Source organism: Pseudomonas sp. IzPS59, from assembly GCF_014863505.1.
GTDB lineage: Bacteria > Pseudomonadota > Gammaproteobacteria > Pseudomonadales > Pseudomonadaceae > Aquipseudomonas > Aquipseudomonas kribbensis.
Genome location: NZ_CP062251.1, coordinates 6320313 through 6339427 on the forward strand (window position 1 = coordinate 6320313; position 19115 = coordinate 6339427).

Here is a 19115-nt window from a genome sequence, read left to right on the forward strand (position 1 = left end):
CGCCTTCTCTGAAGACTTCAAGACCGGCGCACAGTTCGAAAAATGATCAGTTCTGCTCGTTCAACTTCAACAGCGGCTCCTGGAATCGCAACAAACGACCGGCATTGCCCAACACCAGCAATGTGCTGAGGTTGTGCAGGAGCGCAGCAATCATTGCCCCGGCCGCGCCCAACCAGCCGAACGCCGCGAACACCACGATGGCCAGCGTCCACCCCAAACCGATGATCACGTTCACTTGCAGCGTGCGCCGGCATTGGCGACTCAGACGCACACAGGTGCCGAGCCGGCGAAGGTCGCTGCCGATCAGCACGATGTCGGCGGACGCCAATGCGATGTCCGCACCGCCCGCCCCCATCGCAACCCCCACCACCCCGGCCTTGAGTGCCAGCGAATCGTTGATGCCGTCGCCGACCACCATCGGCCGGAAACCGTTGTCGATTTCCTTCAACACTCGATTGAGTTTGTCTTCGGGCAAGGCTTGAGCTTCGACTTCATGCAGGCCGACATCCCGCGCCAGGGTTTGCGCCACGCTCTGACGGTCGCCGGTCAGCAACAGTTGCCGACCGAGGCCCAATTCGCGCAGTTCGCTCAAGGCGAAGCGTGCTTCCGGTTTGACGCTGTCAGCCAGTAACAACCAGGCGAGAAACTCACCATTCAAGGCCAGGCCGGCGATCGGGCCGTCGTGATCGGGAACCGATGTGGTCGGGATGCCCAGTTGCGCAAACAGCTCCGGGCGACCGAGTGCCGCTTCACCCTGCTCCGTCTTGGCGACCACACCCAAACCTTGTCGTTCGTGAATGTCGGTCAGTACCAGCACGTTGTCCGCATGAACCAGACCCGCCAGTGCACGACTGACCGGGTGACTGCTGGCAGCGCCAAGACTGGCAGCCAGCGCCATCACGGAATCGTGATCCGCCTGCGCGCTGTTGATCGACTGCAAACGCAACGTGCCGTAGGTGAGCGTGCCGGTCTTGTCGACCACCAGGGACGTGAGGTCAGCCAACTCTTCAAGGAACGCCGAACTGCGGATCAGAATCCCGTGCCGCGCCGCGACCGCCACACCGGCAATCGCCGTGGCCGGTGCCGACAACACCAGCGCGCAAGGACAAGCTGCAACCAGCACCGCCAACATTGCCTGCGCATCGTTGGTGACAAACCAGGTCACCGCCGCGAGCAGCAACACCAGCACCATGTAGCTGCCCGCATAACGCTCCAGCAGCCGGGTGATCGGAGGTTTGGAACGCTCGGCGTTCTGCATCAGGGCGATGACCTTGCCCAGGGTCGATTCATCGCCGGTGCGGGTCACCTCGATACGCAGCAGGCCATCGAGGTTGATCGCCCCACCAAACACGGTCATTCCGACGCCCGCCTCCACCGGCACTGACTCACCGGTAATCGAGGCAGTGTCGAGGCTGGCCTGACCGGACAACACCCGACCGTCCGCTGGCACTCGATCACCAGCGCGGACTTCAACGGTGTCACCCGCCTTGAGCGCGCCGTTATCGACTTCGATTACAGTGCCGTCCGCCTGGATTTTCCGTGCATGGCTGCGAGTAAGTTGACCCAACGCGTGAATCGCCTCCTGCGAGCCAATCACGCTACGTTCCTCCAACACATGGCCGAAGATCATGATGATCGGTAACAGCGCAGCGGTCAGCAGATCCCCAGTGGCCCAGGCCCCTAGCATCGCCAGTGCGATCAACTGGTCGGTAATGCCGTGCAGGCTCGGATAACGCAGGCTGAACCAAGCAGAACGCATCACCGGCACCGCGACCAATAAGGAAGCAAAACCGAGCAGCAACTGGCTGACCCCGGTTTGCTCCGGCATCAACCAGCGCCAGATCAGACCGAGCCCGAGCAGGCCGAGGGCGAGCATCGCCAGGGTCAACTGGCGCGCAGCGCGGCGTTGCTCGGCCGAGGACAACAGGCTCGGTGCAGCGGTAGTGGCAGTCATTTACTGGCTCCCTGGATGATCAGGCGGGAATCGTCTTTCGGATCGACCGTGGTGACCGAACCGGCCTGGCCGAGAATTTTCGGTATCCGTTCGCGGTACAGGCGCAGCAGCATTTGCGGGTCGGTGCCCTGCTGTCGGGCCTGAGCCAGACTCAGAACGGTGGCGGTATCCGCGGAGGCTTTCGCCAGACGCTCACCGGCCTGGGCGTGGGCCACCTGCAACGTACGGTCGGCCAATTCGTTGGCGGTCTGGGTGATTTTTTCAGCGTCGGTGCGGGCATTGGCCACGGCCTTGTCAGCCTGTTGACTGGCGGTCAGCACGGCATTGAATGCACCGACAGCCGGCTCGGGCAGGCTCGATTGCACATCGACCCGGGCCACTTCAATACCGATGCCCTGCCCGCTCGCCTTCAATTCAGCCAAGCGACGATTGATGCCTTGCACCAGATCGCCACGTAGCCGTTCACGTCGTTCGGCGGCTTGATTGTCGGCGCCGATCAGTTCCGGTCGCGCTACCAGAATGGTGTCCAGATCCCGCGCCGCCGTCAGAGCCACCGCGCTGCGAGTCACCAGTCGATCCAGTGCCGGCAGCACATGGTCGCCTTGCAGTACGAAGTCATAGGGATCGGTGACCTTGTAGAACACCCGCACATCCAGCTGCACCACACCGGCGTCACCGGTGAGCAAATAGCCGGAACCGGCCAGCGCATCGCTTATCGGCGTGGCAAATGTCGCGACGCGATCTGCCTGTATTGCAGCGGGACTGCGCAGCAGGTTTTCCACTCGACGTTCAATGACCCGATCCGCTGCCGGCAGCAAAACAACCTGTTCGAACGGCTGCGGCCAGGCCAATAACAACCCGGCATTCTGGATACGATCCAGTGCGCCGAAATGCATGACCACTGCGCGATTCTGCGGATCGATCTGCCGCACATTGGAAAACGCCCAGGCCAACGCCGCCAACACCGTCACCGCGTACAGGGCAAAGAACGCCAGACGTCCCGCCTGAATCCACGGACTGTTCAACGAATTTGTTCCACGTGGAACTTCACTCATGGCTGCGTTCCGGTCTTGCTGTCCATATTCGGCGGACCATCTACCAACACACGGAATGGCGCGGCGTCGGTGCGCAGGATCAATTTGGTGTCCGGCGTCACGATGGTGCCGAGGGTGTCCAGCGAGCGCAGCAGGTTATACAGCTGTGGCGATCCGGCATAAGCGCGGCCATAAATCTGCGCAGCTTCGACTCGCGACTGCGCTTCGATTTCAGCCGCTTTCACCGTCGCGTCAGCCTGCACAATTCGCGCATCACGCTCGGCGCCAGAACGAATCTGCGCCGCTTCACGCTTGCCGATGGCAGTGCGTTCAGTCGCGATGGTTTCACGCTCGGCGCGCATCCGGTCAACCGTCGCGGTGAGTGTCACCGACGGCAAGGTCAATCGCTCGATGCCCACTTGCACCACGCGCACGCCGTAAGTGGCGAGCAATTGTTGATCGATCTGCTGACGCAACTGCGTTTCGAAATCGGCGATGTGCACCTGACTGGCATCGGTGTTCACCAGATTGGCCAGATCGAAACTGCTGGCGGTGGTCTCCAGTGCAGAGCCAACAAAGGTGCGAATCTGCCGCGCCGCTTCGTCCGGCTGATTCTGCACCGCACGCATGAAACGCTGGACGTTGTCCGCATCGCCCTGCACCTGCCACGCGACATACGCTTGCACGATGATGCGCAAACCGTCACGGGTGCCGACGTCCTGCAAACCACTCGATGTGGTGCGCAAACGCAGATCCACCGGGATCGCCGCTTCGAACGGCGCCGGCCAGCGCCAGCTCAGACCCGGATCCAGCAACACCCGGGACGGATTGCCAAAACGGGTGATGACCGTGGCTTCACCGGAACGCACCTGCACCAGACTGGCCGCTGCGATGGCAAACGCCACCAGCAACACGGCCCAGACCATGCGTCGCCACGGAAAAGGCCCCGCCTCTTCCGGCGCGCCATGATGATGGTGGTGATGCCCGTGATGGTGGTGGCCGCCATGAGCATGGTCGTGACCGCTGTGGTCATGATGATCGTGTGTATGCGACTGGCTCAATGGGTGGCTCCTGGTTGAGCGGTGGTGCGCGCCGGCGTCGGGTCAGCCGGCAGCGTGAACGTGCGCAGGTCAATGGTCGGCGCGTTGTTGCTGCCGCCCAGACGATGGTCGAGCACCAACAGTTTGGCTTTGCCCAGTCCCTGACTGAGCTGGCTGAGGTATTGCTCCAGCACGAAAGCCTGACCGGCGCTGGCGTAGGCTTTTTGCTCGGCGCTGAATTTCAGATCCGCCGCGCGGGCGGTCGAGCTGGTTTCGTGGGCATTGGCCGTGGCTTGGTCGCGAGCAAGGCTGGCCTGCAACTGCGCCTGATTGCTCGCTTCGGCAGCCGCCCCACGCTCGCGAGAGATCAACGCCTGGGCGCCAATCTGCGCCGCTTGTACGCTGTGATAAGCATTGGCGGCACCGGCTGGCGGGTGAATCGCCTCAACCACAGTGGCAAGAATTTCTACGCCACTGTCGAGTTTCTGTAGATCACTTTGCACGGCTCGGCCGATCTCGTCAGCCAGCCCGACTCTGTCCTGCCCCAGCAAACCGTCGAGCGTGCGCGATGCAAAATCGTGGACGAGAATCCGGCTCGCAGTGCTGCGGATCAGCGTCGGCACATCCGCACTGTTGTAAGTCGCAGCCAATGCCGCCTGATCGCTGAGGCCGATGCGGTAGACGAAACGCACGTCCATGTTGACGATCTGGAAGCTCTGTTGCTCGCCACGGCTGCTGGCAATGACCTGGGATTTGTCGTTGACGTGACTGGCATCCCACAAGCGGTTGGCGGTAATCGGGGCCGGACCTTCCGCCGGATCCGGCTGAACCGGCGCGGGGTTCTCGCCGACGCTGGTCGCCAGTTCGTGTACTACGCCGTTCTCCACGCTCAACACCCGGCCCAATGGCCACGGCAGACCGGCATGCAAACCGGGGCCGAACACCTGCACCGGTTTGCCGAAGCGCTCGTAGATGCCACGGCTTTGTAGCGGAATCTCATGAATGCCGGTAAGCAACCACCCGACTGCAGCCACCAGCATCAGTACCGGCAGGAACGCGCGACGCATGTAGCTGAAGGCCCAGATCTGCCGCAGATCGATTCCGAAACGGTTGTGCAATTCGTGCTGCAACGCGAGCAGCGGTTGTGGTGGCCAACGCAGCAGATCGGCGACGAAACTGCGGGCCAGCAGCACCGGTTCGAGCTGTTCGCGACGTGGACTGAACAACGACAGCACCGCACGCAGCAGCAACTCCGCCGCGACCAGCCCCGGCAGGATGCCGATCAGCACCGCCAATCGCACGGGCCAGACCGAATTCTCACTGGCAAACAGCAAGCAGAATGCGCCCAGCACCAGGCTGATGATGGTCACGCGCGTCAGTTGCGCCACCGCACCGGCCTCGGGCCATTGCGCCGGGTTTTCCTGAGCCAGTTGCCGCTCAAGCACCAGCAGACCGAACGCCAGCAGCAGCGCAATCGCCGCGCAGACAGAAGCGGACAAACCCACGGCAGTCGGTTGCAGCGTGAGATTCCACACCTGCTCGATGCCAAGTAACGCCAGCAGCGCCAGACCGCCCAGCCATAATGTCGCTGCACCAATCTGCCCCAGTACATGCAGGCTGCGGCGGCTCAGCCGATCCAGCAGTCGCTCGTACCAGCCGTCCGGCCCGGGCGTTTCCTCCGCGACGGTAACCGGCACCACCGGGTTGATCACCCGCGCTCGCCAATCGGTCACCCACCACGCCGATTGCAACCCGGCGACCAACACCAGCAACGCCGCGCTCAGATTGACCAACAGCGCCGGCCACAGCGATTGCGAGGCAAACAGGCCAACAAAAAAAGCCAGCACCACCCCGGCCACGGCCAACCCGCCGAGTCCGAGGGCCAACCGGCGCAATCGGCGACCTTGGGCTGCCGCTTGCTGAAAGCGCGGCAAACCGGTCACTTGCGTGCCATCAACGTCCAGATCGACTTGCATAACCCCCCAAAACCCTTGGCTCACTGCTTAACTCGTTACGATATAACGAAAGCAGTGAAATATTTGTACTCATTTGCGCCATTCAAAGTCGCTCAACCTGTCGCGTTCCTGAAGCCTTGACCGAAATGTCCGGAAACGCACATATTACGTACGTAATTTTTAGCGATCCGCATTCTTCAGCCAGGAGTAAGCGCATGAGCAACTATGACGTAGTGATTCTGGGCGGTGGGCCCGGCGGTTATAACGCAGCGATCCGCGCCGGCCAGTTGGGCCTCAAGGCCGCGTGCGTGGAAGGCCGCGCCACGCTGGGCGGCACCTGCCTCAACGTCGGTTGCATGCCGTCCAAGGCGTTGTTGCACGCGTCCGAACTGTACGACGCGGCGATGGGCGCGGAATTCGCCAACCTCGGTATCGAGGTCAAACCGACGCTCAACCTCGCGCAAATGATGAAGCAGAAGGACGAAAGCGTCGCCGGCCTGACCAAAGGCATCGAATTTCTGTTCCGCAAGAACAAGGTCGACTGGTTCAAGGGCTGGGGCCATATCGACGGCCCCGGAAAAGTCAGCGTGACCGGCGATCAGGGCAGCCGGATCGAACTCACCGCCACCGACATCATCATCGCCACCGGTTCCGAGCCCACTCCCCTGCCCGGCGTGACCATCGACAATCAGCGCATTCTCGATTCCACCGGCGCGTTGTCCTTGAGTGAGGTGCCCAAGCATCTGGTGGTGATCGGTGCCGGCGTGATCGGCCTCGAACTCGGCTCGGTCTGGCGCCGGCTCGGCGCGCAGGTGACGGTGGTGGAATACCTCGACCGCATCTGCCCCGGCGTGGACGGCGAAGCCGGCAAGACCCTGCAGCGCTCGCTGAGCAAACAGGGCATCAGCTTCAAACTGAGTTCAAAAGTCACCAGCGCCACGTCCTCGGCCAGCGGCGTGCAACTGAGCATCGAACCGGCCGCCGGCGGCACCGCCGAACTGCTGGAAGCCGATTACGTGTTGGTCGCCATCGGCCGCCGCCCCTATACACAAGGCCTGGGGCTGGAAAACGTAGGCCTCAGCACCGACAAACGCGGCATGCTTGCCAACAAACACCATCGCACCGAAGCGCCGGGCGTCTGGGTGATCGGCGATGTCACGTCAGGGCCGATGCTGGCACACAAGGCCGAAGACGAAGCGATGGCCTGCATCGAGCAGATCGTCGGCAAGGCGGGCGAGGTCAACTACGACCTGATCCCGAACGTGATCTACACCAAACCGGAGCTGGCCAGCGTCGGCAAGACCGAGGAGCAGCTCAAGGCTGAAGGCCGGGCGTACAAGGTCGGCAAATTCCCGTTCACCGCCAACAGCCGGGCGAAGATCAATCACGAAACCGAAGGCTTTGCCAAAGTCCTCGCCGACGCGCACACCGACGAAGTCCTCGGCGTGCATCTGGTCGGCCCGAGCGTCAGTGAAATGATCGGCGAGTACTGCGTGGCCATGGAATTCAGCGCGTCGGCCGAAGACATCGCCCTGACCTGCCACCCTCACCCGACCCGTTCCGAGGCGCTGCGTCAGGCGGCCATGAATGTCGAGGGCCTGGCGACACAGATGTAGGCAAGTATCAGGACGGCAAATGCCCCAGGGGCAGCGCTCCTGGGGTCTTCACCGTATGAATCGCAAAATTGCTGCGAATATCGCTGACGCCCGGCAACTTCAGCAGACAACCGGTTAAAAAACGGTCGTAGGCGCGCAGATCCGGCACCACCACTTGCAGCAGAAAGTCCGATTCCCCGGACACCAGAAACGCTGAAATCACCTCCGGCAACGCCGTCACCGCTCGGTGAAACGCCTCGGCCTGTTCATCGTTGTGGCGCTCCACCTTGACCCCGACGAACACCGTCAGCCCCAGCCCTACCTCATCACGGTCCAGGTTCGCCTGATAACCGCGAATCACCCCCGCCTCTTCGAGCATCCGCACCCGGCGCAGGCACGGCGACGCGGACAAACCGATTTCGTCCGCCAGTTGCACATTGCTCAGGCGCCCGTCCCGTTGCAGCGCGGCGAGAATCTTGCGATCGAAGGCGTCGAGTTTCATGGTTGGCAGATCCTGATGGTGTAACCGTAAAAAGAAAGCAGGTTATGCCAATCCTGACGGTTATAGAAGCCAACTACGCAAGCACCTGCCCTGCCCCTCGGTCATAGACTGATTGCACCGAATCGACAACGAAAGGGGTGCGACATGGCGAGTCTCTGGCTGTTTTTCCTGGCTTTGGCGGTGGTCTATCTGCTGCCCGGCCCGGACATGATCCTGCTGTTGCAGACCGGTGCCCGCCAGGGTCGCGGTGCAGCGCTGGCTACAGCAGTGGGATTGGCGGTTGCCCGAGGTTGTCATGTAGCGCTCGCGGCGCTGGGACTGGCGGCACTGTTCAAGGCTGCGCCGTGGACATTCGATGCAGTGCGGATGGCCGGGGCCGCGTACCTGCTGTGGATCGGCATTCAATGCCTGCGCACCACACTGCTGCCGAATCTGAACGCCGACACCGTAACGGCGAGCCATGGCCAGTGGCGCGCAGCGATCCGTCGCGGCCTGCTGACCAACCTGCTCAACCCGAAAGCCTTGTTGTTCTGCTCGGTGCTGCTGCCGCAATTCATCGTGGCGGATGGCGCACCGGTGCTGAAGCAGTTTGCGGCGCTCGGCGCGATGCTGGTGGCCGCAGGATTGCTGTTCGACAGCGCCTATGCCTTGCTCGGCACGGCGTTGGGCCGCTGGCTGAAACACAGCCCGACGGCCCAACGGGTGCAGCAGTGGTTATTCGGCAGCCTGTTGATCGGCTTTGCCGTGCGCCTGACCTTCGTGCAGCAGGCTTAGGTTTTACGGGTCTTGCGCTGACGGCGGCTGATCAGCAACAACGCAACGGCCGTGAACGCAACAATCGCACCGATCACCGGCCACTTGTAGGGCCGCAGTGTCGAGCGCACCGAGTCGGTTACCTGCGTGACATAGCGCTTGTCGGCATTTTCGAAGTCCGGATACGGGCACTGATGACCGAAATCCACTGCCCATGGAACGTAAGGCCCTTCATCGACATAGCGCTTGTACAACGCGCTCTGCTCTTCCAGGCTGCTGTTCCAGCCGGCGGCCGAACACAGCACGGCAGCGAACGCCTGACTGGTGTGCGGCAGGTTATCCGCCGCACGGCTGGCCAACGCCGTGGCAACAAACCGATAGTGATAGCGCTCATCCGGCTGCGCTTCACTGGCCTTCTGCCGTTGCACCTCGGCTTCGCTCACCAGTGGCCCGACTTTCAGCTCGGGGGTTTCCAGGCTGTAGTTGCCACCGAAGGTCGCGTAATCCGGGGCCATTTCGTAGCCCAGGATGTCCATGCCCCACTCGCGGGCCGTCCACGCGGCATTGAACAGCGCACTCGCGCGCTTGGTCGGCCACCACGCCGAATCGGCTTTCATCCGTTGCTGGCCGTAGAGCCGGGCCTTGTGCTGCAGATCGGGATTGTCGAAATAGCCGACCGCCTCTTCGTAGTGACCCTCACGCAACAAGCGTCGCCCCAGCAGATTGCGCAGGCTCGCGGCCACCGGCAGCGGCACGTAATTGTCGCGATCTTTCTGGCTCAGCACGGGCGGCGCCGGAACCTTGGTATCGACATACTGTTTGAGCTCATCAAGCGTCAGGACCCGCTCGGCCACGGTCGCGGCGTCGAACCAGTAAATGCTCTGGCTGCGATACAACTGATCGAACGCCTGCAGATACTCGCCACGTTGCAGCGCCAGAATCGCGCTTTCACCTTCGACCCGGCATTTAGGCTGAAGGGATTCCAGATTCCAGTCGGCGGTACGCCGTTCGCCCCAGGACTCGTCCTGCGGGAAGGCTTGCGCGGCTTTGGCATAAGCCGCTGCAGCGGCGTTTTTATCACCGTCGCGCACCGCCAGTTTCGCCCGCAGCCACCACGCCAGGCCGCTGTCGCCTGCATGTTCGAGGAACGCCTTGGCGCTGGCGTAATCGCCCTGTTGATAATTCATGGCCGCCAGCCGATCCGCGTTATCGAGGCTGCCGCGGGTGCTCTCTTGCAGGGCCTTGATCAGTTTTTTCTCGTTCGGTGGCTCATCGCCGAACGACCAGCCGATCCGGCTGATCAGCGAGGCGGTGACCAATTGCTGCACCGCTTTGCCACGCAGCAACTTTTCCAGCCGATCTTCCGGTTCTTCGGCCAGATCGTTCATCAACAACTTCAACGACGTGTAGCCGACGTTCGAACCGTGCAGATTTTGCGTGGCGTAGAGTTCGATGGCCTTGTCCCAACTGCCCGCCGTGCGCAGCGCTCGTGCTTCTTCGCCGAGGCTGGCCACGCCCAGTTCCAGCGGATCGCTGAAACCGTCGATGCTCAGTTGCCGCGTCTGGCGGAAGGCTTCGATGGCGTTTTCCAGCGCCTCGAGCGCATCACCCGCTTCGCTGCTCATGGCGAAGAACGCCCGGCCCAGCGAGTAAGCGGCCCAGGTGCTGCGTAACGGACGTTGATCGGCCGGCAGCGCCAGCAACTGGCGGAAATATTCGACGGCCAGTTGATGATCGCCAGCGCCGAATGCCACGGCGCCCGCCACATACAGACGCAGCTCCGCCGGCAGGCTCGCACCCTGCTCCTCGACCTGACGCGCATCGGTCAGGCTGCGCATTTGTTTGACCAGCGCTTGCTGCTCCGCGCTCAGGCCCTGCTGCTCGGCCTTCTCACGCAGTTCAGCGGGCTCCTTCGGTTCGCCATAGATGTCGTCCGGGTTGTAGGTGACCGCCGTGACGTTCTTCAGCCCGGCAATGGTTTTGCCGAGGCGACTGATTTCGAACCTGAAGTTGCCCTCCGGCAGTTCCGCCAGGGATTGCCCGCGATCGTCGAGCAGACGCATCGGGAAATCCGGGCCGCAGGCCAGCGCCGATCCCAGCGGCAGGCTGAGGCTCAGGCAAAGCAGGTGACGGGGCCAGTTACGGGTCAACATGCGAACCTCCTTGATCAATATTTGCGCAACGTGCCCAACCGATCGCACGCTGCCCGCCCGCCGGCAATCGGCCGTCGCGCAGGCGGGTGAAGGTAAGCAGATCCGCAGTCTGTTGCAACGAATAACCGGCCAGTGCATCGGCACCTTCGCAGCCACTGGCTTTTACTCGCAAACGCGCAGGCCAGGGGCTATCAAGGTTGCCGGCGTTGCTGAGCGTTATATCGTAGAGGCCGTCCTGCGCCTTGAAGCTCACGTCGAGTTTGCTGGACAGCGCATCACCTCTGGCCACTGCACCCAATGTGGTCAGACTCCAGGCACGGCGGTCATTGGCCAGCGGCAGGCGGAACCAGATCAGCCCGGCCAGGTGCGCCGGTCTATCCTCGCGCAGCTCTGTGGCGAGTCGGCTCAGTTGCTGCGGGTCGGCCAGCAATTCGCGGCGTTCCCCGCTTCGCTCCAGCGTCACCTCGCTTTCCACCACTGGCGCGCCACCGTCGTCCGGCAACAGCGCCACACCGTAGGCCGGCAGGGCCAGGTAGAACGGTTTATCGCTGATCCGCCCCCAGCGCTTCGCCCAGTTGCGCGCCTGCTCAGGGTCGAACAGACCACGTCGCGGATCGCTGACCGCATGTACCTGCAATACGCTGCTGTCGACCGTCTCCAGCAGCGCCGACAGTTGCGGGCTGTCGAGCCAGGCCGGCAGCGCAGTAATGCTCAAGGGAAGTGATGACGGCAAAGCAGCACGCAGATGAGTCAGGAAGTCAGCGTAGGCTGGCAGCCGCGCATTGCCGGCATCGTGGTCGATCTCGATCCCGGCCAGCGTAAGTCCCTGGCTCTGCCAGTCATCGATCACCTGAAGGATCTGTGTGGTGACCTGCTCCTGATCCAGCGCCTTGAGCTGACCATCGAGGCGAATCACCGCGATCAGCAGCCGCCCGTCGCGCTTTAGCAACTGCGGATCAATTCTCGCCCGGCTCCAGCCCGCCTGAGGAAAGGCCTGCAATGCCAGAACGCGCAGGGTCGAGAAATCCGCACGGCTGTCCTTGAGCGCCGCCTCATGGGCCGATGTCCACTGGCGTTGCCAGACGTAGAGTTGCTGATCGAGCGCCGGCGCGTCCGATTGGCTGCACGCACCCAGCAACAACAAGGAAACCAGCAGCGCCGGCAGACCCACGATAACCCGCATACCTTGGCGAACCTTCGAATACACAAGGCTGCAAGGTTACACAAAAGCCTGTGGGTCAGGGCTTGCGAGCGATGATCACCTGACTTTTCGCCACGACGCCATCCAGCGCTTCCTTGATCTGCGCACCACGCGGCGAGTTGAGTACCGCCTGCCACGTCTCGGCCCAATGGTTGAGCAGCGGGTGATCCGGGTTGCTCAGATCGACCTTGGCGTCCCAGAACAGCAGCATCCACAGCGACCAATAAAAGCCGTACTGGCTATGACTGATGATCTCCAGGCCGGACGCGCTGACCATCGCCTTGAACTGCTCTTCGCTGATGATGCGAATGTGGTTGGGGTGCTCGAAATACGCCGGCGCGGCGATGTCCTTCTGCAGGTTTTCCGAGCTCGGATGCGGCACGCTCAACAGGTACAGCGCACCCGGTTGGCCAACGCGCACCAGCTCGGCGAGAAACTGCGCCGGGTCATCGACGTGTTCAAGTACTTCGGTGGATACCACGCGGGTCGCCGTATTGTCGGCAATCGGCAGCGGATTGCCGTCGGTGACATGGCACACGACACTTTGCGCCGTGGTTTCGCCCAGACGCTGGCGCGCAGCGTCGATCTTGCCCGCGTCGATGTCGGCAACGATCAGCTTCGCCCCGCGCATGCCGCAGAACTGCATGTTGCCGCCGTCACCACAGCCGACATCCAGAACCGTGTCGTCGGCGGACACCGGGAAGCCTTTGTACAGCTCGCCGGTTTCGTGGTTGAACCAGCCGCTGAGCATGGCGTCGCGCAAGCCGAGCTCGAACGAGTTGATCGTCTCGGCCGCAGGCAGCGATGGCTGCGCGGGCGTCGTCGCCGTGAGTTTCTTCAAAAGGCTCAGCATGGGGTGGCTCCAGAAAGAGGTTCGGCGGTGGACGAAGCGGTTTGCAGCGGTTTGCGGGCGATGATCACCTGACTCTTGGGCATCAGTTGATCGAGCAGTTGTTTGATCGCCGGTCCGTCGGGCAGCGCCAGCAGGTCTTGCCAGGTGCGCGCCCAGCTTTCCATCAACGGCGGATACGGCGCCTGGATACGATCGCGCACCGCGCCTTCCAGATCGCGACCGGCCGCCCGTTCGCTGGCCCAGAAGAAGATCATGCCCATCACCCAGAAGAAACCGTTGACCTGACGATGCTCGATCACCAAACCAGCGTCCTCCACCAAGGCGGCAAACCGTTCGTGCGTGAAGATCTGCACATGATTGGGCGACTGGTAGTAACTGGCGGGGGCGATACCTTTTTGCAGATGCTCGCCCACCGGGGCCGGGACACTCAGCAGATACTGGGCGCCGGGGCGGCCCATGCGCACCAGTTCGGCCATGAACGGTTCGGGCTCGTCGATATGCTCGAGTACTTCCATGCACACCACTTTGCTGGCGCAGCCATCGGCCAGCGGCAATGGCAGGCTGTTGCTGACCAGGCCCAGATTCGTCCGTGTCGATTGCGCCTCGACCTGCCGGGCGAGGTCGCGCACCTTGTCGAGCTCGCTGTCGGTGAAGATCACCGACGCCCCCTGACGCACCGCAAACAGGGTCGCCACACCTTCACCGCAACCGACATCAAGCAAGGTATCGTCCGCGCCGATGGCGAAACCCTTGAGCAACTCGCCGGTTTCGCCACGAAACCAGCCATCGAGGATCGCGTCGAGCAAGCCGATATCCCGCGGTGAACCGCGCTCGCTGACAGGTTCAGGGAGCGGCACTGGCGCGGGTTGCGCCGCCGGGCGCAGGCGTCTGATCAATGCGCGGATCATGAGCCGGAAGCCTCGACCGCCGCCATTGCACGATGCTCGAACAGCTGCGCGAGAAAGTCCCGCAAACGCTGCTCGGCCACAGCCTGACTGCAAAACCCTTGCAGGCTCAGGACGGCTTGAGCCGACATCTGCGCGTAACGCTGTGGCTGGTGTTTCGCCACCTCGTAGCTGTTGCGATAGGCGACGCAGACCGACGCCCAGTTGGTCATGTAGCGCAGCGTGCGGAACGCTTTGCGCGGATCGTGAGGCCACGCGGTGAGTTCATCGGTGGACTCGACCAGGAACGCATTGTCTTCGCTCAGGTAATCGATCATCGCCGTGGTGCGCGGCGCCACCGCCGGTTTGCCGCAAGACATGAACTCCATCAGCGGCAGGCACTGGCCTTCGCCATAGGACGTGTTCACCACGTAGCGGGTGGCCTGCACCAGGCGCTCGTAGTCCGCGTCCGCGAGGTAGCCGTAAATCAGCACGATGCGGCAGCGGTAGGAGCGGTTTTTGTACAGGTGATGAAGGATGTCGCTGAGGGCTTCTTCGGCATCGTGGTGGGTGAGCTTGAGCACCAGCGTGGCGTCTTCAACCTCACGGAACGTCACGCAGAACGCACTGAGCATGTCTTCCCAATTCTTGCGCCCGTCGCCGGGGTTGAACACCGAGGTGTACACCACGCCGTCCAGCAACAACTCCTGCTCGCGGACCGGCGCCTCGAAGTCGATGCCCTTGCCACGGCGCAGATGCTTCGGGCCGAAGGCGTCGAGATCGAGCTGGCGACTGTCGGCCACCAGCCCCTTGATCTTCAGGCGCACCGGCCCCGTCGAGGGCTGGCCTTGCAACTGGGCGCCCCGGGCGGCAAAGCGGTCCCACACCGGCGCCGGCACCGCGACAATCGGGTAGTCGGCGCCCATGGCCTCGCGCACCGCGTTGACCGTGTAGCTGGAATGGGTGATTGCCGCCCCGCAGGCGCGCAGCACCGTGCGCCAGTCATTGCGCGGCTCGCCGTCGAAAGGCTCGTTGGGGATGGTGCTGAACTCCCAGGCGAACACCGGCAATGTCGGGCAAGCCAGATGAATCGGCGTGCGATGGGGCGGCGAGAACGACAGGAACACGCACGGTTCGCCACGGGCCAGGCATTCCAGGTACAGCGCGTCGACTTCGCGGGCCGGGTCCGTCACTTCCACCACCCGCCCGAGACGCTCGAGCACCGGGCGGTATTCCTTGAGCACGAAGTAATAGCTGTACTCGGAACGGCCAAGGTTCTGCGCGATGGTGTGCTGGTTGGTTTCCGAATGAATGATGATCAGCATGGGGCGTTGTCCGTCACGGGGGCGTCATCGGCAGCCGCCGGCACCAGGCCGAAGAAGTCCGCCAGGCGCTGCTGCACCGGGGCGAAAGCGCAGTAGTCGTGCATGCGCTCGACAGCGGCGACCGACATTCGGCGATAGTCCTGCGGCTGTGCCTTGGCCATCCGGTAACTGTTCTCGTAGGCACTCTTGAGCGAGCCCCAGTCCGGCCGGTAACGCAGGGTGCGGTAGATGATGCGGGTGTCCTGGGGCCAGATCGTCAGCTCTTCGCTGGACTTGACGACAAAGGCCACCGAGTCGTCGATGTAGTCTTCCATCGCCGTGTGATCCGGAGCGATCACCGGTTTGCCGCTGGACATGAACTCCATCAGCGGCAGGCACAGGCCTTCGCAGCGTGACGCGTTGACGTAAAAACTGGCGGCCTGGTAGAGCCGCGCATATTGCGGATCGTCCAGATAGCCATGCATTACCAGCACCCGGCAGGCGAACGGTGTCAGTTGCGCGAGCAGGGTCATCAGTTCGTTGTAGTAGGACGCCAGATCGTTCTGGGTGATCTTCAACACCAGCGTCGCGTCAGACGTTTCTCGAAAGGCCCAGCAGAACGCCGTGATCAGTTGATGCCAGTTCTTGCGGCCATCCCTGGGGTTGAACACGGTGACGTAGATCACGCCATCGACGGTGGTTTCCACCACTGCCGAAGTGTCCGGCAGTTCCAGCGGCGGTTCGTCCACCGCCACTTCATGGGGACCGGCAATGTTCGGCAGGCGTCGTTCGAGCCAGGCATGGGCCTTGTCCGAAAACAGATCGCGAAAGCCTTCCCAGTAGCCGTGGTGCAGGTATTTCACGCGGGCCATGGGCTCGGGTTGATCGCTCGGATTCAACGCCCACAGACGCAGGTAATGACGGGCAATGACCAGTCGGCGCTTGAGTGTCAGGGGTGGCGGGCGCCGTGCCTCGATATCGGCCAGTTGTTCGGCGGTCAGCGGTTTGGGCAGCAAGTCATCGGCACAGAGTCCCAGCGTTCGGCTGTCGAAAATGCAGCCCTTGATCGCCAGGGTGGTTCCGGGGTTGATCGGCGCGCTGACATGTTGCTCACGAATGGCGGCGAAGTTTTCCCACAGCGGCGTCGGCAATACCAGGACCGGAAAGTCTTCGCCCATGGCCCGGCGGATCGCCCGGGCGGTGTGGCTCGACAGCGTGATGACCCGTCCCTGTCGGGCAAGCATCTGCGTCCAGTCCTGACGTTGATCACCGTCCCACGACTCATCGGGGATGGAGTCGAACTCCCAGGCAATCACGCAGATCGTCGGGCACTCGAGATCGGTCGGGGTATTCTGCGGCGGGGTGAAGGACAGGAACACACTGCTTTCGCCGGCAGCGAGCAGTTGTCGATACAGTGGATCGACCTCGGCGCGAGTAGACACCACATGCACCCGGCCCAGGCTTTCGAGCACCGGGCGATAGGCCTTGAGCACGAAGTAGTAGCTGTATTCGGGACGCCCGAGACTCTGGCTGATGGAGCGGTCGTTGACGTCCGAGTAGAGAATGAAATTCATGGCATCCCACGGTGCGGCCACCATCCCGGCAGCCTCACGCTATGACGGCCAGGCATCGGATCGGGTCGGCATGGCCGACAATCGTCCTGTGTCCCGAAGCACGTCGTCGTTCTTGTTTTAGTGGTCAGTTTCACCGTGCCGCACAACCTCTCCGGCAACGCCCGGCAAACCGCGACGAGGGGCATTCTAAACACATCCGTTCGGGATTCGTGAACCGCCCGGCGAGAAAAACCGGGCTACGCTGACGAGAACTGACCGGTCACGGTTTGGTCGGTTGAAATTGCTGCGCAATTGGCACAGATTGGCAGCCAAACAACTACAACAACGACTTCACCCGTCTTCCGACCGAAACTTACACACGGTCTGACAGACATTCCCCATTCAAGCCTGTGGGAAAAGGTGAGAGTTAAAGACCAAGGGGTCGCTGTTTGAAAAGAAGTCTGTTCATCACGGGTCTCAGTGGATTCGTGGGACAACATATCCAGTCGCGTCTGATGCTCGATGACTCGGCGTGGGAACTGCTGCCTGCCGCTTCACCCTATGACCTGACGGATCCGCAAAGCCTCGTCGACCTCTGGCCGCAATTGCCTGACGCCGTCATTCACCTGGCTGGCCAGACCTTCGTGCCTGAAGCGTTTCGCGACCCGGCCCGCACCTTTGACATCAACCTGCTCGGCACCCTGAACCTGTTGCAGGCGCTCAAGGCCAGAGGTTTCAAGGGCCCGTTCCTGTACGTCAGTTCCGGCGACGTGTACGGTCAGGTCGAAGAGTCCGCACTGCCGATCACCGAACAACAACCGCCCTGCCCGCGCAATCCCTACGCCGTGAGCAAACTGTCCGCCGAATTCCTCAGCCTGCAATGGGGCCTGAGCGAAGGCTGGCCGGTGCTGGTGGCGCGCCCGTTCAACCACATCGGTACCGGGCAGAAAGACAGCTTCGTGATCGCCAGCGCCGCACGGCAGATCAACCGCATCAAGCAGGGGCTGCAAGCGCCGCAACTGGAAGTCGGCGACATCGATGTCACCCGGGACTTCCTCGACGTCGACGACGTGGTTTCGGCCTATTTCGCGCTGCTGGAAAAAGGCACGCCGGGACAGGTGTACAACATTTGCTCAGGCCATGAGCAAAGCATTCGCAGCCTCATCGAGCAGATGGGCGACCTGGCCGAGGTCGAGCTGCAACTGGTTCAGGATCCGGCGCGCCTGCGCCGCGCGGATCAGCGTCGCGTCTGCGGCAGCCATCAACGGCTCGCCCGGACCACAGGATGGACGCCGCAAATCTCTATACAACAATCCCTGCGGGCGATCCTGTCCGACTGGGAGAAGCGAGTACGACAAGAATGACAAAAAGTGCATTGATCACAGGGATCACCGGTCAGGATGGCGCCTATCTGGCCAGACTGTTGCTCGACAAGGGCTACAAGGTTCACGGCCTGGTGGCGCGACGCAGCAGCGACTCGCGCTGGCGCTTGCGGGAAATGGGCGTCGAAGGCGACATCGTATACCTGGACGGCGACATGGCCGACGCCTGCTCGGTGCAGCGCGCAGTCATCAAGTCGGCGCCGGACGAGGTGTATAACCTCGCCGCACAAAGTTTCGTCGCCGCGTCCTGGGATCAACCGGTGACCACCGGCATCGTCGATGGTCTGGGCGTGACTCACCTGCTTGAAGCCATCCGCCAGTTCAGCCCGCACACGCGCTTCTATCAGGCGTCCACCAGCGAAATGTTCGGTCTGATCCAGGCCGAGCAACAGGACGAGAACACCCCGTTCTACCCGCGCAGCCCTTACGGCGTGGCCAAACTCTATGGCCACTGGATCACCGTCAACTACCGCGAAAGCTTCAACCTGCACGCCAGCAGCGGCATCCTGTTCAACCATGAATCGCCACTGCGCGGCATCGAATTCGTGACCCGCAAGGTCACCGACGCCGCCGCCCGGATCAAGCAGGGCAAACAGCAGGAGCTGGCCCTGGGTAACATCGACGCCAAGCGCGACTGGGGCTTTGCCGGCGATTACGTCGAAGCCATGTGGCTGATGCTGCAACAAGACAAGCCTGACGACTTCGTGGTCGCCACCGGCGTCACCACCAACGTGCGCGAGATGTGCCGCATCGCCTTCGATCACGTGGGCCTCAACTACCGCGACTACGTGAAGATCGACCCGGCGTTCTTCCGCCCGGCCGAAGTCGAAGTACTGCTCGGCAACCCGGCCAAGGCTCAGCGCGTGCTGGGCTGGAAACCGAAGACCGACCTGGACACCCTGATCCGCATGATGATGGATGCGGACATGAAACGCGTCGCCAAGGAGTAGGC

15 protein-coding genes are annotated in these 19115 nt (G+C 62.4%); 4 read left to right on the plus strand and 11 right to left on the minus strand.

Features of this window, described 5'->3' with window-relative positions; translation table 11 throughout:
- Positions 1 to 46: 46 nt before the first annotated feature.
- Genes IF189_RS28525 through hflK (IF189_RS28540) form a run of 4 tightly spaced genes read right to left on the minus strand, consistent with a single transcriptional unit; the run spans position 47 to position 6004 of the window.
- Positions 47 to 1954: a heavy metal translocating P-type ATPase gene (locus tag IF189_RS28525; protein WP_192552611.1), complete on the minus strand. Its 1908-nt coding sequence runs from the start codon at positions 1952 to 1954 to the stop codon at positions 47 to 49.
- Positions 1951 to 3009 carry a protease modulator HflK gene (gene hflK / locus IF189_RS28530; RefSeq protein ID WP_085708769.1) on the minus strand — a complete coding sequence of 353 codons (1059 nt, stop codon included), beginning with the start codon at positions 3007 to 3009 and terminating at the stop codon, positions 1951 to 1953. Before hflK (IF189_RS28530) ends, IF189_RS28525 begins: the two co-directional genes overlap by 4 nt.
- Positions 3006 to 4049, minus strand: a complete 1044-nt coding sequence (gene hflC, locus IF189_RS28535; RefSeq protein WP_192552612.1) for a protease modulator HflC — start codon at positions 4047 to 4049, stop codon at positions 3006 to 3008. Before hflC ends, hflK (IF189_RS28530) begins: the two co-directional genes overlap by 4 nt.
- Positions 4046 to 6004, minus strand: a complete 1959-nt coding sequence (gene hflK / locus IF189_RS28540) for a protease modulator HflK (RefSeq protein ID WP_192552613.1) — start codon at positions 6002 to 6004, stop codon at positions 4046 to 4048. The genes hflC and hflK (IF189_RS28540) overlap by 4 nt, the downstream gene beginning before the upstream one ends.
- A 194-nt stretch (positions 6005 to 6198) precedes the next feature.
- Between hflK (IF189_RS28540) and lpdA the strand changes: the two genes are divergently transcribed.
- A complete protein-coding gene (gene lpdA / locus IF189_RS28545; protein ID WP_192552614.1) occupies positions 6199 to 7599 on the plus strand; it encodes a dihydrolipoyl dehydrogenase in 1401 nt (466 codons plus the stop codon).
- A gap of 7 nt (positions 7600 to 7606) precedes the next feature.
- Here lpdA and IF189_RS28550 read toward each other — a convergent pair whose 3' ends face one another.
- A complete protein-coding gene (locus tag IF189_RS28550) occupies positions 7607 to 8080 on the minus strand; it encodes an Lrp/AsnC family transcriptional regulator (protein WP_007954205.1) in 474 nt (157 codons plus the stop codon).
- Between the two features lie 144 nt (positions 8081 to 8224).
- Between IF189_RS28550 and IF189_RS28555 the strand changes: the two genes are divergently transcribed.
- Positions 8225 to 8854, plus strand: a complete 630-nt coding sequence (locus IF189_RS28555) for a LysE family translocator (RefSeq protein ID WP_192552615.1) — start codon at positions 8225 to 8227, stop codon at positions 8852 to 8854.
- Here the strand turns inward: IF189_RS28555 and IF189_RS28560 are convergent.
- The 6 genes from IF189_RS28560 to IF189_RS28585 are packed head-to-tail and all read right to left on the minus strand — an operon-like array spanning position 8851 to position 16802.
- A complete protein-coding gene (locus tag IF189_RS28560; protein ID WP_192552616.1) occupies positions 8851 to 10986 on the minus strand; it encodes a tetratricopeptide repeat protein in 2136 nt (711 codons plus the stop codon). The two genes, IF189_RS28555 and IF189_RS28560, sit on opposite strands and share 4 nt — an antisense overlap.
- The gene (locus tag IF189_RS28565; protein WP_134828573.1) at positions 10973 to 12169 is read right to left on the minus strand and encodes a DUF3142 domain-containing protein; all 1197 of its coding nucleotides are present in this window, start codon (positions 12167 to 12169) and stop codon (positions 10973 to 10975) included. Before IF189_RS28565 ends, IF189_RS28560 begins: the two co-directional genes overlap by 14 nt.
- A 55-nt stretch (positions 12170 to 12224) precedes the next feature.
- A complete protein-coding gene (locus IF189_RS28570) occupies positions 12225 to 13040 on the minus strand; it encodes a class I SAM-dependent methyltransferase (RefSeq protein ID WP_134828574.1) in 816 nt (271 codons plus the stop codon).
- Positions 13034 to 13948, minus strand: coding sequence for a class I SAM-dependent methyltransferase (locus IF189_RS28575; RefSeq protein ID WP_192552617.1), 915 nt, complete (start codon positions 13946 to 13948; stop codon positions 13034 to 13036). The genes IF189_RS28570 and IF189_RS28575 overlap by 7 nt, the downstream gene beginning before the upstream one ends.
- A complete protein-coding gene (locus tag IF189_RS28580; protein WP_134828576.1) occupies positions 13945 to 15249 on the minus strand; it encodes a glycosyltransferase in 1305 nt (434 codons plus the stop codon). Before IF189_RS28580 ends, IF189_RS28575 begins: the two co-directional genes overlap by 4 nt.
- Positions 15243 to 16802, minus strand: coding sequence for a glycosyltransferase (locus tag IF189_RS28585; protein WP_225739934.1), 1560 nt, complete (start codon positions 16800 to 16802; stop codon positions 15243 to 15245). The genes IF189_RS28580 and IF189_RS28585 overlap by 7 nt, the downstream gene beginning before the upstream one ends.
- Positions 16803 to 17230: 428 nt before the next feature.
- On the opposite strand from IF189_RS28585, the gene IF189_RS28590 reads away from it, so the two are divergent.
- Both IF189_RS28590 and gmd read left to right on the plus strand, forming a co-directional pair.
- Entirely contained in the window at positions 17231 to 18145 is a 915-nt protein-coding gene (locus IF189_RS28590) for a GDP-mannose 4,6-dehydratase (protein ID WP_134828578.1), read from the plus strand.
- The gene (gmd, locus tag IF189_RS28595) at positions 18142 to 19113 is read left to right on the plus strand and encodes a GDP-mannose 4,6-dehydratase (RefSeq protein ID WP_192552619.1); all 972 of its coding nucleotides are present in this window, start codon (positions 18142 to 18144) and stop codon (positions 19111 to 19113) included. Before IF189_RS28590 ends, gmd begins: the two co-directional genes overlap by 4 nt.
- Positions 19114 to 19115 lie beyond the last annotated feature (2 nt).

What these genes read in the sequence shown, in the direction of transcription:
- IF189_RS28580 (WP_134828576.1), bottom strand. Translation starts at nt 15,249, where the DNA reads ATGCTGATCATCATTCATTCGGAAACCAACCAGCACACCATCGCGCAG.
- IF189_RS28555 (WP_192552615.1), top strand. Translation starts at nt 8,225, where the DNA reads ATGGCGAGTCTCTGGCTGTTTTTCCTGGCTTTGGCGGTGGTCTATCTG.
- hflK (WP_192552613.1), bottom strand. Translation starts at nt 6,004, where the DNA reads ATGCAAGTCGATCTGGACGTTGATGGCACGCAAGTGACCGGTTTGCCG.
- IF189_RS28560 (WP_192552616.1), bottom strand. Translation starts at nt 10,986, where the DNA reads ATGTTGACCCGTAACTGGCCCCGTCACCTGCTTTGCCTGAGCCTCAGC.
- IF189_RS28585 (WP_225739934.1), bottom strand. Translation starts at nt 16,802, where the DNA reads ATGAATTTCATTCTCTACTCGGACGTCAACGACCGCTCCATCAGCCAG.
- gmd (WP_192552619.1), top strand. Translation starts at nt 18,142, where the DNA reads ATGACAAAAAGTGCATTGATCACAGGGATCACCGGTCAGGATGGCGCC.
- IF189_RS28570 (WP_134828574.1), bottom strand. Translation starts at nt 13,040, where the DNA reads ATGCTGAGCCTTTTGAAGAAACTCACGGCGACGACGCCCGCGCAGCCA.
- IF189_RS28565 (WP_134828573.1), bottom strand. Translation starts at nt 12,169, where the DNA reads ATGCGGGTTATCGTGGGTCTGCCGGCGCTGCTGGTTTCCTTGTTGTTG.
- IF189_RS28525 (WP_192552611.1), bottom strand. Translation starts at nt 1,954, where the DNA reads ATGACTGCCACTACCGCTGCACCGAGCCTGTTGTCCTCGGCCGAGCAA.
- lpdA (WP_192552614.1), top strand. Translation starts at nt 6,199, where the DNA reads ATGAGCAACTATGACGTAGTGATTCTGGGCGGTGGGCCCGGCGGTTAT.
- IF189_RS28575 (WP_192552617.1), bottom strand. Translation starts at nt 13,948, where the DNA reads ATGATCCGCGCATTGATCAGACGCCTGCGCCCGGCGGCGCAACCCGCG.
- IF189_RS28550 (WP_007954205.1), bottom strand. Translation starts at nt 8,080, where the DNA reads ATGAAACTCGACGCCTTCGATCGCAAGATTCTCGCCGCGCTGCAACGG.
- hflK (WP_085708769.1), bottom strand. Translation starts at nt 3,009, where the DNA reads ATGAGTGAAGTTCCACGTGGAACAAATTCGTTGAACAGTCCGTGGATT.